The 13,243-nt window shown below is 68.9% G+C and carries 10 protein-coding genes; 4 read left to right on the top strand and 6 right to left on the bottom strand.

The features are described 5' to 3' along the window. The 6 genes from JW613_RS29855 to JW613_RS29830 all read right to left on the bottom strand — a co-directional run. Window positions 1-506: ATP-binding cassette domain-containing protein (locus JW613_RS29855; RefSeq protein ID WP_209213994.1), on the bottom strand; the 506-nt coding region annotated here is incomplete at its 3' end. Then, window positions 469-1,413, bottom strand: a complete 945-nt coding sequence (locus tag JW613_RS29850; RefSeq protein ID WP_209213993.1) for an ABC transporter permease — start codon at window positions 1,411-1,413, stop codon at window positions 469-471. The genes JW613_RS29850 and JW613_RS29855, both read right to left, overlap by 38 nt. After that, window positions 1,406-2,335, bottom strand: a complete 930-nt coding sequence (locus JW613_RS29845; RefSeq protein WP_099883823.1) for an ABC transporter permease — start codon at window positions 2,333-2,335, stop codon at window positions 1,406-1,408. The genes JW613_RS29850 and JW613_RS29845 overlap by 8 nt, the downstream gene beginning before the upstream one ends. A gap of 86 nt (window positions 2,336-2,421) precedes the next feature. After that, window positions 2,422-4,032 (bottom strand): peptide ABC transporter substrate-binding protein, encoded by a 1,611-nt coding sequence (locus JW613_RS29840; protein WP_209213992.1) that lies wholly within the window; start codon window positions 4,030-4,032, stop codon window positions 2,422-2,424. 468 nt (window positions 4,033-4,500) lie between these two features. Further along, entirely contained in the window at window positions 4,501-6,372 is a 1,872-nt protein-coding gene (gene typA / locus JW613_RS29835) for a translational GTPase TypA (RefSeq protein ID WP_209213991.1), read from the bottom strand. Between the two features lie 202 nt (window positions 6,373-6,574). Next, the gene (locus JW613_RS29830; protein WP_245226520.1) at window positions 6,575-8,842 is read right to left on the bottom strand and encodes an ABC transporter family substrate-binding protein; all 2,268 of its coding nucleotides are present in this window, start codon (window positions 8,840-8,842) and stop codon (window positions 6,575-6,577) included. A gap of 444 nt (window positions 8,843-9,286) precedes the next feature. Here JW613_RS29830 and JW613_RS29825 point away from each other — a divergent pair, with 444 nt between their 5' ends. The 4 genes from JW613_RS29825 (at window position 9,287) to JW613_RS29810 (ending at window position 13,236) form a co-directional block, all read left to right on the top strand. After that, window positions 9,287-9,892, top strand: coding sequence for a Uma2 family endonuclease (locus JW613_RS29825; protein WP_209213989.1), 606 nt, complete (start codon window positions 9,287-9,289; stop codon window positions 9,890-9,892). A 127-nt stretch (window positions 9,893-10,019) separates the two neighbouring features. Next, entirely contained in the window at window positions 10,020-10,307 is a 288-nt protein-coding gene (locus tag JW613_RS29820) for an Rv0250c family protein (protein ID WP_099883813.1), read from the top strand. An 81-nt stretch (window positions 10,308-10,388) separates the two neighbouring features. Beyond that, a complete protein-coding gene (sdhC, locus tag JW613_RS29815; RefSeq protein ID WP_245226500.1) occupies window positions 10,389-11,240 on the top strand; it encodes a succinate dehydrogenase subunit SdhC in 852 nt (283 codons plus the stop codon). A gap of 16 nt (window positions 11,241-11,256) precedes the next feature. Beyond that, a complete protein-coding gene (locus JW613_RS29810; protein WP_209213987.1) occupies window positions 11,257-13,236 on the top strand; it encodes a fumarate reductase/succinate dehydrogenase flavoprotein subunit in 1,980 nt (659 codons plus the stop codon). Window positions 13,237-13,243: the final 7 nt, after the last annotated feature.

Below are 13,243 nucleotides of genomic sequence, written 5' to 3'. Positions count from 1 at the left end.
TAGTCGTTCACCCGGGCCTTGGCCGCGGGGATCTTCACCCGCTCCATCAGCTCGACCGCCTTGGCCTTGGCCTCCTTGCGGCCCAGGCCCTGGTGGACCCGGAACATCTCGGCCAGCTGATAGCCCACCGTCAGCACCGGATTGAGCGACGAGAGCGCATCCTGGAAGATCATCGCGATCCGGGCGCCGCGGATCTTGCGCCGCTCCTCCTTGGACATGGTGAGCATGTCCTCGCCGTGGAAGAGGATCTCGCCCTTGGGGATACGGCCGGGCGGCATGTCGAGGATGCCCATCACCGCCTGGGCGGTCACCGACTTGCCGGAGCCGGACTCGCCGAGCACCGCGAGCGTCTCGCCTGCCTCGACGCTGTAGTTGACACCGTTGACGGCCTTGACGACACCGTCCCGGGTCTGGAAGTCGACGTGCAGATCACGCACTTCGAGCAGGGTCATGTTGGACGCGCCTCCCTCAACGGCTCTTCGGATCGAGGGCGTTGCGGACCGCATCGCCGAGCATGATGAACGCCAGCACGGTGAGGGACACCATGACGGCGGGGGATATGAGAATGTGCGGCGCCGTACGCAGCGCGTCCTTGCCGGTGTCCACGTCGACGCCCCAGGAGACGGCCGGTGCGGCCAGGCCGATGCCCAGGTAGGAGAGGGTCGCCTCGGCGGCGATGTAGCCGCCGAGCGCGGTGGTGGCGACGACCACGACGGGGGCCAGCGCGTTGGGCACGATGTGCCGGAACATGATCCGCATGGTGCTCGCGCCCAGCGACTTCGCCGCGTGCACGAAGTCGCTCTGCTTGACGGTGATGACGGCGCCCCGGGCCACCCGGGCGATCTGGGTCCAGCCCAGGAAGAGCAGGGCAGCGCTGACGACCCACACGTTCCGGTCGGTGAACGTGGTGAGCACCACCATGGAGCCCAGCAGGAACGGAATGCCCTGGAACATGTCGGTGATCCGGGACAGCACGCTGTCCAGCCAGCCGCCGAAGTATCCGGCCACCATGCCGACGACGCCGCCGCAGAGGGTCACCGACAGGGTCACCAGGAGGCCGACGGTCACCGAGGCACGTGCGCCGTAGACCATCCGGGCCCACACCGAGCGGCCCTGGGTGTCGTAGCCGAACCAGTCGGGGGCGAAGAAGTGCCCGTAGTGGGGGTCGCCCTGGTAGTGGTTGGCCAGGTCGGCGTCGTTGGGCGAGGCGGAGGTGAACAGGCTGGGGAAGGCGACCATCGCCAGCAGCAGCACGATCAGCACGGCGGAGACGACGAACAGCGGGTTGCGCCGCAGGTCGTGCCAGGCGTCCGACCACAGGCTCCGGCCCTTGGCCGGCTTCTCGCCCTTGCCCGTGGGGGCGGGGTCGGGAGCGGTGGGCAGCTTCGCGGCCGTGTCCAGGGTCTCAGTCATAACGGATCCTCGGGTCCAGGACCGCGTAAAGCAGGTCGACGAGCAGGCTTGCGACGAGGTAGACGATGACGATCAGCGTGGCGATGCCGACCACCGTGGATCCCTCACGCCGGTTGAGCGCCTCGAAGATGGCGTTGCCGACACCGTGCACGTTGAAGATGCCTTCGGTGACGACGGCGCCCGCCATCAGGGAGCCGATGTCGGTACCGAGGAAGGTGACCACCGGTATCAGGGAGTTGCGCAGCAGGTGCACACCGACCACCCGGCGCCGGGGCAGCCCCTTGGCGATCGCCGTACGGATGTAGTCAGCGCGCAGGTTCTCGGCCACCGAGGTGCGGGTGAGCCGGGTGACGTAGGCCAGGGAGAGCGCGGCCAGCACGATCGCCGGCAACAGCAGCTGCCCCAGGTCCCGGGAGTTCTGCACGGTGGGGGTGACCCAGCCGAGCTGGAAGGCGAACAGGTACTGGAAGAGGAAGCCGAGCACGAAGCTGGGGACCGAGATCAGCAGCAGGGTGAAGACGAGCACGATCCGGTCGAGCGCCTTGTCGGCGCGCAGACCGGAGACCAGGCCGAGCAGGATGCCCGCGACGACGGTGAAGACGAAGGCGAAGAGCGTGAGCCGGATGGTCACGGGGAACGCCTGCTCGATCACGTCGAACACCGGCCGCTGGCTGGCTATCTGGGTGCCGAAGTCCCCCTGGAAGAGCCCGGTGAGGTAGTTCCAGTACTGGTGCCACAGGGGCAGATCCAGTCCGAGCTGGTGCTTGATGGCCGCGATCTGCGCCGGGTCGGGCGCCTTCTCGCCGTACAGCGCCCGCACCGGGTCGCCCGGCAGCGCGTACATCATGCAGAAGATCAGCAGAGTCGACCCGATGAAGACCGGGATCATCTGGAGCAGTCGCCGCGCGACATAGCGCCCCATAGTGCCTCCGTAACGGAAATGGAGATCAGGCGACAGCCGGTGCCGCCCGCGCAGAGCGCGGGCGGCCCGGCGTCGGCGACGTACTGCTACTTGACGGTGATGTCGGTCAGGAGGACGTTGCCGTCGAAGCCGACCTTCACGTCGTCGATGTTCTCGCTGTGCACGATGTTGGCCGCGTAGTCCCACAGCGGGATGGCCGGCATCTTCTTCAGCAGTTCCTTCTCCGCCGCCTGGTAGTCCTTGATGGACTCGTCCAGGGACTCGGCGTGGTCGCCCTTGTCGAAGAGCTCGTCGACCTTCTTGTCGGAGAACCGGCCGTAGTTGGTGGAGGCGCCGGTCTTGTACAGGTCCTGCATGAAGTTGATGTTCAGCGGGTAGTCCGCGAGCCAGCCGCCCCGGTACATGCCCTTGACCTTGTTGGCCTGGCGGCCCTCCAGGTCCGTCTGGAAGTCGGGCTTGGAGTCACCGACGCAGGTGACGCCGGTGGCCTTCTTGATGCTGTTGCAGACCGCGGTCACCCACTCCTTGTGCCCGCCGTCGGCGTTGTACTGGATCCAGATCTTGTTGCCCGGGACCCCGCCGCCCTCCTTGATGTACTGCTTGGCCTTCTTCGGGTTGTAGGACAGCACATCGGTGTCGAGCTTCTGGTAGCCCTTGACCTGCGGCGGGGTGAAGCCCTTGGAGGGGATGCGGGTGCCCTGCAGGACCGTCTTGGTGATCGTCTCGCGGTCGATGGCCATCGACAGACCCTGGATCACCTTGGGGTCGACGTCCTTGAACGGCTTGGAGTAGAAGGCCGGGACGATGCTCTGGGTGCCCGCGTAGGGCACGTCCAGGGCGCGGTCACCGAAGTCGGCCTTGCGCTTGGGCAGGTCCTTGGGGCCGACACCGTCGACCATGTCCAGGTTGCCGGAGAGGGCGTCCTGGTAGGCGGACTCCAGCTTGGAGTAGTTCTTGAACTGGATGCCCTTGTTCTTGGCCTTGTTCGGGCCCTTGTAGCTGCTGACGGCCTTGACCTGGATCAGCTTGTTGTGGGTCCACTTCTGGAACTTGTAGGGCCCGTTGCCGACCGGCTTCTGGCCGAAGCCCTTGGGGTCCTTGTAGAAGGACTCGGGCAGCGGGGTGAAGGTCTTGTAGCCCAGCTTGTACTCGAAGTACGGGACCGGCTTGGACAGCTCGATGGTGAAGGTGTGGTCGTCGACGACCTTCAGCCCCTCCATCTCGTCCTTCTTCGGCTCGCCCTTCTCCGGGTGGACGTCCTGGTAGCCCTTGATGTCGTCGAACCAGTAGCTGTTGGCCTGCTTGTTCTTGACGTTGGCCATCCAGTTCCAGGCCTTGACGTAGGACTCGGCGGTCACGTCGGTGCCGTCGTGGAACTTCCAGCCCTTCTTGAGTTTGACCGTCCAGGTCTTGTTGTCCTTGGAGTCGACCGACTCGGCGTTCATGTCGGTCAGTCCGCCCTTGGCGTCGTAGCCGACGAGTCCGGTGAACAGCGCGTCGATGACGTAGCCGCCGAACTTCTCGTTCGTGTTGGACGGCAGGAGCGGGTGCTGCGGCTCGCCGTTGAAAATCGAGACGTACCCCGCGGGCTTGCCGGCGGCCGAGCCGCCGTCGCCGCCCGACCCGCCGCAGGCCGTCGCCGCCAGGGCGACGGCCGCCGCGAGAGCGGACCACTTCATCGTCTTCGCGCCACGCATGGGCCCGTCCTCCTCAGAGTTTTCGCCAAGAGAAAAAGGGCGGTGCCAGGACCGGCAATCTGCCGACCCCGCAACAACGCCCCCACGCTCGCTGAGTCGGCGCCCATTTGACGGTGCGTGACCCTTTAACCCGAGCTCGATGGCTTCACTATCCGCCCTCGCACCCCTGTTGAACCAGGGTCAACCGGTTTCATTTTGGTTACACGTACAACTTCTTTTCCGTTATTCGGAGATCAACACCGGGCAAACACCAGCAAAACAGACAGCCGATGCGGGCTGCTGCTCTCTTTCCGGACACCGAGGAGGTGTCAAGACGTCGCCGGGCAGGAGGCGGAACGCAGGAAGGGGCCCCATCCTGGCGGATGGGACCCCTTCCTGAACTCCTCCGGCCGTTACGGAGCGCGACCGACGGTATGAGAAGGCGGCCGATGCCCGGCTGCGTCCGACCGGCGTTCGGCCGCCGTGCGGCTAGCGCTTGGCGCGTGCCGCCGCGCGGGCCCGCTCCTTCATGTCGAGGTTGACCTTCCGGATGCGCACCGTCTCCGGCGTCACCTCGATGCACTCGTCCTCGCGGCAGAACTCCAGCGCCTGCTCCAAGGAAAGCTTCCGCGGCGGCACCAGGTTCTCGGTGGTGTCCGCGGAGGCGGCCCGCATGTTGGTGAGCTTCTTCTCCTTGGTGATGTTGACGTCCATGTCGTCGGAGCGGGAGTTCTCCCCGACGATCATGCCCTCGTACACCTCGGTGCCCGGCTCGATGAAGATGACGCCCCGCTCCTGCAGGTTCATCATCGCGAACGGCGTCGCGGTCCCGGAGCGGTCGGCCACCAGCGAACCGCTGCGCCGCGTCCGCAGCTCACCGAACCACGGCTCGTGGCCCTCGAAGATCGAGTGCGCGATACCGGTGCCGCGGGTCTCGGTCAAGAACTCCGTACGGAAGCCGATCAGCCCGCGCGAGGGGACGAGCCACTCCATGCGCACCCAGCCGGAGCCGTGATTGGTCATGGTCTCCATCCGGCCCTTGCGGCCGGCCATGAGCTGGGTGATGGCGCCCAGATGCTCCTCGGGAGCGTCGATCGTCATACGCTCGACCGGCTCGTGCAGCTTGCCGTCGATCTCCCGGGTGACGACCTCCGGCTTGCCCACGGTCAGCTCGAAGCCCTCGCGGCGCATCGTCTCCACCAGGATGGCCAGGGCCAGCTCGCCACGGCCCTGCACCTCCCAGGTGTCGGGACGCTCGGTGGGCAGCACCCGCAGCGAGACGTTGCCGATCAGCTCGCGGTCCAGCCGGTCCTTGACCAGCCGCGCCGTGACCTTGTGGCCCTTGCCGCCCTTGCCCACCAGCGGCGAGTTGTTGGTACCGATCGTCATCGAGATGGCGGGCTCGTCGACAGTGATCAACGGCAGCGCGACCGGGTTCTCGGCGTCCGCCAGCGTCTCGCCGATCATGATGTCCGGGATACCCGCGACCGCGCAGATGTCGCCGGGGCCGGCCTCGGCCGCGGGCTTGCGGGTCAGCGCCTCGGTCATCAGCAGCTCGGTGATCCGCACGTTCTGCACGGAGCCGTCCCGCTTCATCCAGGCCACGGTCTGGCCCTTCTTCAGCGAGCCCTCCTTGACGCGCAGCAGCGCGATCCGGCCCAGGAAGTTGTCGGCGTCCAGGTTGGTGACGTGCGCCTGGAGCGGAGCGCCCTCCTCGTAGGTGGGGGCGGGCACCGTCTCCAGCAGGGTGGTGAAGAACGGCTCCAGGCTGTCGCTGTCCGCGGGCACCGCGCCGTCGGCGGGCTGGGTCAGCGAGGCGACACCGTCGCGGGCACAGGCGTAGACGATGGGGAACTCGATCTGCTCCTCGTCCGCGTCCAGGTCCAGGAAGAGGTCGTAGGTCTCGTCCACGACCTCGGAGATCCGGGCGTCGGGGCGGTCCGTCTTGTTGACGCAGAGGATGACGGGGAGCCGCGCCTGGAGCGCCTTGCGGAGCACGAAGCGGGTCTGCGGCAGGGGACCCTCGGAGGCGTCGACCAGCAGTACGACCGCGTCCACCATCGACAGACCGCGCTCGACCTCGCCACCGAAGTCGGCGTGACCGGGGGTGTCGATGATGTTGATGGTGACCGGCTCGCCACCGTCCTTGGGGTGGTACTTGACCGCGGTGTTCTTGGCGAGAATGGTGATGCCCTTCTCGCGCTCCAGGTCGTTCGAGTCCATCACCCGGTCGTCGACGGATTCGAGCTGGTGGGCCGCGAAAGCTCCGGCCTGCTTGAGCATGGCGTCGACGAGAGTCGTCTTGCCGTGGTCGACGTGGGCGACGATGGCGACGTTACGGATGTCGTGGCGCGTGGGCACTGAGGGGTGTCTCCCGGGTTGACGGATCGGGCCGCGCTCCCCCGGTCTTCGGCCGGGAGCCCCCGGCCTGTGCGGCCGGGCCGCGCCCCTGACGCCGGGCATGGCTCGCCGCGGCCTCGTCAACCATGGTACGGGCCCCGCCGCGAAGCGCCGGACGGGGCCACTGTGCGGTCCGCCCGGCGCTCTGCGTGGTCGAAGGTGCTCAGCCCTTGCGGTAGCCCATGTCCTCGTAGACCGGGCTGGTGAACCCGAAGGCCCCCACATTGGCCAGGTCCCGCTTGGCCGCCACCAGCTGCGGCCGCTGGTAGAGCGGCAGCGAGCCGGCCACCGCCCAGATCCGCCGATCGGCCTTCTCCATCAGCGCCCGGCGCCGCCCGTCGTCCAGCTCGCCCGCCGCCTGCTCGAAGAGCTGGTCGATCCGGTCGGTACCCACCCGGGCGTAGTTCTGCTCGACCAGCAGCGAGCCGTCCGAGGCGGGCTGCGGCTTGGCGAAGATCGGCCGCGCCTCGGTGGCGGGGAACGCCGTCGCGGGCCAGGAGTACAGCGCCAGGTCGTACTCGCCCGTCGCGATGTGGTCCTTGAAGTAGCTGTCGCCCGGCACTTCCTTGATCTGCGTACGGATACCGACCTCGGTCAGCATCCGGGCGATGCGCTTGCCGGTCTCCCGCAGCTGCGCCGAGCCCTTGCCGCCCGGCAGGACGAACCGCAGCGCGAGGGGCTTGCCGTCCTTGCTGCGCACCGCGCTGGCCGGGTCGCCCGCCAGCAGTCGCAGTTCCCGGGCCGTCGCCCGCACCTTCTCGGCCGTCTCCAGCGCCGCCTTGGCCCGGCTCAGCTTGCGCTCGGAGCCGGCCTGTCTGGCGGAGGCGAGGCTGGAGTGCGCGGCCTGCGCGAGGATGGAGGCGCGCTGGGCCGTGGCCGAGACGGAGAGGCCCAGCGGCCTGTCGACGACCCGGGCGATCTGGGCGGCGGTCAGCCGGACGACGGACGCCTCGGCCTCGGCGCGGTGCGGCGCACGGCCGCCCGCGTCGGGGGAGCCTGCCGCACCGGGCGGCTCGGCGGGCCCGCCGTCGGCCCGCTTCTCCTTCTCCTTGTCGTCCTCCTTGCCGCGCTCCTTGGACCTGTCCTCGGCCCGGTCCCGCGCGTGGGCGTCCTGGGCACGCTTGTCGGCGCCTGCCCCACCGAGGCCACCGGTCTTCCAGCCCGCGTCGGCCAGCAGGGACTGCGCGGAGTCGAGGTCCGCGCTGCCGAAGGCGCCGCTGTTGTCCCGGTAGCCGTCCTGGTCGGCCATCCGCAGATGGCTGCCGAGCGGATCATCCGGCAGACCGGTGCCCGCGAGCGCCTTCTCGGCCAGCTCGTCCCGGTCGATGGCGCGGGCCACCGCGCGGCGCACCCGCTCATCGGCCAGGGGGCCGCTCGCACCGTTGAGGGTGAGCTGGGTGTAGGCGGGATCCAGCGCCCGGCGCACCTCGTACTTGCCCAGCTGCCGCGCGGCGGAGGCGCCGAAGCGCTCGCGGGCCTTCCGCTTGCGTGCCTCGCGCAGCTCGGCCTCGCGCTTGCGGGCCTCCTGCGCGTTCTTGGCGCCCTTGGCCGCGTCGGGGCGCTGGGGACCGCCCAGCCCGTTCGCCGAGCCGATCCGCTCCGCCGTCGCGGCGCCGACGTCGGCGACGTCCACCTTCCCCTTGGCCAGCGCCTTGGCCACCTTGTCGCGGGGCACGGCCGTCAGCACGATGCGGTCCAGCTTCGCCCGCTCGCCCCACCAGCGGTGATTGCGCTTGAGGACGGTGCGCGAGCGGTCCTTGTCCGCCTTGACGACCCGGAACGGGCCGGCCACGGCGGGCAGCGAGGTGCGGACACCGTCGTTGAAGACCTTGGGACTGCTCATGGCCTGCTTGGGATACAGCGGCGTGAACAGCGAGCGCCAGTCCGCGTAGGGCTTGCCGAAGATGACCTTGACCTCGTCGGCCCCCTCCCCTTCGGTGACCTTCCGGATGCGGTCGTACCCGGCGTTCCGTGCCGTCCAGTAGGCGTTGTTCTTGCCGCGCAGCGCCTTCCACTGGGCGCGGAAGTCCGCCGCGCCCAGCCGGCGGCCGTCGCTCCAGCGTGCCTTCGGGTTGAGCTTGTAGACGACGGTCTGACGGGGTTCGGTCTCGGTGACCTCGGCGCCGCGCAGGAAGTCCTCGTCGGCCTGCGGCCGCCCGTGCTTGTCCAGGGTGAACAGCGTGGGGAGAGTGGCCGCCGCGACCCGCTTGGTGGCCTCGGTCGAGTCGGGCTGGAAGACGTTGAAGGTGCTGGGCGCCGCGTCCACCGCCCAGCGCAGGGTGCCGCCGGAGGCGACCCGCGCCCGCTCGGTGGCCCGTACGTCGCCGGCCGCCTCCGCCGATCCGAGCCCGGCTCCGGCCTCGGAGTCCTGCGAGTCCGAGTCGCCGCACGCGGCCAGCGGCAGTGGCAGCAGCACGCCGGCGACGAGCATCGCCACCCAGCGCCGGGTGCAGCGCCGGTTCCGGCAGGGCCGGACGGTCGCGCCACGGCTCGGGGACTCCCCCGGCTGCGGCGGCCTGGGGGGCCTTGGTGATTCGGCTGGGACGGCTCGCATGCTGAAACCTCCGGGGCTGGCCGCGCACCCGCGTACGTCCACTTTCGGCGGTTTTGGCGGCTCATCACATCTTTTCGCCCCACTGAAGGCGGCCCCACACCCGGGACCGGGCAGACACGTCGTACGGAGCACATCTGACCACTCGTGCGGAGCAGCCCCGGGGCAGGACATGGGGGCGCACGCCCGGGCTTCGCACCGCCGTAACACCCGAACGGGGTAACCAGCGGGAAAACCTCGCACATAGCTGCGGGGAGGGCCGCAGGATGCCCCCGGGGTGTCCGGCCCCGGCGTAATCTGGGAGAGCCAGCGAGAGGACCAACGATGACCGCCGAACCTGTGATGGAGCCGGTGAAGGCCATGGACCCCGTCGACAAGCTGATCGCGGTCGAAGATGCCTCCGAGGAGGCGATTCGTCCGGAATACATCGAGGGAATGGTCATCGTGCCGCCGCACCCGGACTATCAGCACAACGATGCTGCGCTGAGTCTCGTCATCCACCTCCGAGAAGCCGGTTTCCGCCATAGCGGAATCGGCACAGGCTTCCGTGCCGCTCTTGGAACAACCACTCAAAGCCTCGTGGTTCCCGACTTCTTCGTGCTCCACCGTCGGCCGAGCGAGGTGGACGAGGCGTACCGAGAGGCCCACCGCGGCTGGTACTCGGCCGATCTCCTGGCCCTGGTGGGTGAGGTCACCTCCAGCAACCACGAAGTGGACTCCGGGCCGAAGTACCGGGCCTACGCCGCGGCCGGCGTGCCCGTATATGTGTTGATCCACCGCAAGGAAGGCAAGGCGTACGCCTTCTCCGACCCGGTTTCACACGAAGGCGACGCGCGGTACAAGACGACTTCCGAGGTCAAGCTCGGGGACCCGCTGCCCCTGCCCTCCCCCTACCCCGCCCTCGACACCTCCGCGCTGCTCCGCGGCTGAAGGCCGCCGGCAGGGTCTCGTACGGGCGGAAAGGCGTGCCGCACCCTTCACAAGCGGGAGTGTGACGCGCAACACTCGCCACGCGCATCGACCACGCCAGCCGCACCACCGCGGAGGTGGGCACGTCATGTCCTTGCACGATGAACTGACAGCCGCTCAGCGATGTCTGGACGATCTCGCGCGCTGCGTCAGCCGACTGGAGAAGCATGTCGGCAGCGGCCTGGAGATCCGGCGGGTACGCAGCGACACCGAGCATCTGAAGGAATCCCTCGCCCTGCTGGGAGCCACCGCCCCACGGCCGAGGGCCGAGCCGCACGCCGAGATGGTGACCATCACCGACCAGCCCTACGACCCGGGCCTGTGGACGGATGTCGACGACGAAGGGCTCGGAGCGCGCGACCGGCACGCACCGTGACTCGTTGGACAGCGAGTCGTTGAAGGCAGGCGCCTGCTGCCGGGCCTGCCCTGATCCCAGCCGTCTCATCCGGAGAAACCGTTGGCCACTGGCACCGAACCACAACAGAGCACGGGGCCCCGCCCACCCGCGGGCCCCCGGCCCACCGGCGTGCACACCAGCACGCGCGCCGCCATCGCCGAGCCCCATCTGCGCAAGGACCGCTGGTGGCTCGCGCCCGCCGCGACCGCGCTCGGGCTGCTGGCGTTCGTCGTCTACTCCAGCTGGCGCGCGTTCGCGAACACGGACTACTACCACGCGCCGTATGTGTCACCGTTCTACTCGCCCTGCCTCGCGGACAACTGCGCGACGATGAAGGGCGGGCCCAACTGGGGGCTGTTCGGCGAGTGGTGGGGGCTGTCCCCCGCGCTGCTCATCCTGATCTTCCCGTTGGGCTTCCGGCTCACCTGCTACTACTACCGCAAGGCCTACTACCGCGGTTTCTGGGCCTCTCCCCCGGCCTGCGCGGTGGCCGAGCCGCACAAGAAGTACACCGGCGAGACCCGCTTCCCGCTCATCCTGCAGAACATCCACCGCTACTTCTTCTACGCGGCGATGCTGGTCGCGGTGATCCTCACCTGGGACACCGTGCTCGGCTTCCGCAACGAGGAGTACGAGTGGGGCCACATGGGTGTGGGCACCCTGGTCTTCCTCGCCAACATCGTGCTGATCTGGGCGTACACCCTCTCCTGCCACTCCTGTCGGCACATCGTCGGCGGCAGGCTGCGGCACTTCTCCAAGCACCCGGTGCGCTACCGGCTGTGGGGCTGGGTCGGAAAGCTCAACGAGCGGCACATGCTGCTCGCCTGGGCCTCGTTGCTCAGCGTGGCGCTGGCGGACTTCTACGTCTACCTGCTCGCCACCGGCACCATCACCGACCCGCGGCTCTTCTGAGAGGGACTTGAGCGACATGGCACACGTCGAACGTCAGCAGTGGGACGTCGTCATCGTCGGCGCGGGCGGCGCCGGGTTGCGGGCCGCGATCGAGGCACGGGAGCAGGGCCTGCGCACCGCGGTGATCTGCAAGTCCCTCTTCGGCAAGGCCCATACGGTGATGGCCGAGGGCGGCATCGCCGCCAGCATGGGCAACGTCAACGAGGGCGACAACTGGCAGGTGCACTTCCGCGACACCATGCGCGGCGGCAAGTTCCTCAACCAGTGGCGGATGGCCGAACTCCACGCCCGTGAGGCACCCGAGAGGGTGTGGGAGCTGGAGACCTGGGGCGCGCTGTTCGACCGCACGCCGGACGGGCGGATCTCGCAGCGCAACTTCGGTGGCCACGAGTATCCGCGCCTGGCGCACGTCGGCGACCGTACCGGCCTGGAGCTGATCCGTACGCTCCAGCAGAAGGTCGTCTCGCTGCAGCAGGAGGACTTCAAGGAGAGCGGCGACTACGAGGCCCGCATCAAGGTCTTCCAGGAGTGCACCGTCACCCAGATCTTGAAAGAACCCGGTTCGGAGGGGGAGGACCGGGTGTCCGGTGTCTTCTGCTACGAGCGCGAGAGCGGCCGGTTCTTCGTCATCGAGGCTCCGGCCGTGGTGCTGGCGACCGGTGGCATCGGCAAGTCGTTCAAGGTCACCTCCAACTCCTGGGAGTACACCGGGGACGGGCACGCGCTGGCGCTGCTGGCCGGGGCCTCGCTGATCAACATGGAGTTCGTGCAGTTCCACCCGACGGGGATGGTCTGGCCGCCGTCGGTGAAGGGCATCCTGGTCACCGAGTCGGTGCGGGGCGACGGCGGGGTGCTGCGCAACTCCGAGGGCAAGCGGTTCATGTTCGACTACGTCCCGGACGTCTTCAAGGAGAAGTACGCGGAGTCCGAGCAGGAGGCCGACGGCTGGTACGAGGACCCGGACAACAACCGCCGCCCACCCGAGCTGCTGCCCCGCGACGAGGTGGCGCGCGCCATCAACGCCGAGGTCAAGGCGGGGCGGGGCTCCCCGCACGGCGGCGTCTTCCTGGACGTGTCCACCCGGATGTCCGCCGAGACGATCAAACGCCGACTGCCCTCGATGCACCACCAGTTCCGCGAGCTGGCCGATGTGGACATCACGGCCGAGCCCATGGAGGTCGGCCCCACCTGCCACTACGTGATGGGCGGTGTGGACGTCGACTCGGACACGGCGGCGGCGCGCGGGGTGCCGGGGCTGTTCGCGGCGGGTGAGGTCGCCGGCGGTATGCACGGCTCCAACCGGCTGGGCGGCAACTCCCTCTCCGACCTGCTGGTCTTCGGCCGCCGTGCGGGGCTGTACGCGGCGGAGTACGCGCGCGGCTGTGCGCGGGAGCGGCCCCGGGTGGCGGACGAGCAGATCGACACGGCGGCGGCCGAGGCGCTGCGGCCGTTCGGCGTCGGTCCGGCCCCGGCGGACGAGGAGACGGCCGGGGAGGCAGCCGAGGAGTCGGCCGAGAACCCGTACGCGGTGCACCAGGACCTCCAGCGGGCCATGAACGACCTGGTGGGCATCATCCGCCGCGAGGAGGAGATGTCCGAGGCGCTGGACCGCCTCGCCGAGCTGCGCGAGCGCGCCCGGCGCGCGAAGGTGGAGGGCCACCGGCAGTTCAACCCCGGCTGGCACCTCGCCCTGGACCTGCGCAACATGCTGCTGGTCAGCGAGTGCGTGGCCCGCGCCGCGCTGAACCGTACGGAGTCGCGCGGCGGGCACACCCGCGACGACCACCCCGAGATGGACCGCGAGTGGCGGCGCGCCAATCTCGTCTGCACCCTCGCAGCCGAGGGCGCGTCGGGCGCCGAGGCCGAGACGGGCCGCGCGGGGCGGATCGCGCTGCGGCGCCGCGAGATGCCACCGATCCGCAAGGACCTTCTTGAGCTGTTCGAGAAGGAGGAGTTGATCAAGTACCTGACCGACGAGGAGCTGACGAGCGAGTGACTACCCA

The organism is Streptomyces smyrnaeus (assembly GCF_017676345.1).
In the GTDB taxonomy this organism is placed as follows: Bacteria; Actinomycetota; Actinomycetes; order Streptomycetales; family Streptomycetaceae; genus Streptomyces; species Streptomyces smyrnaeus.
The sequence above is the reverse complement of the archived record's forward strand: the minus strand, read 5'-3'. Positions and strand labels throughout refer to the sequence as shown.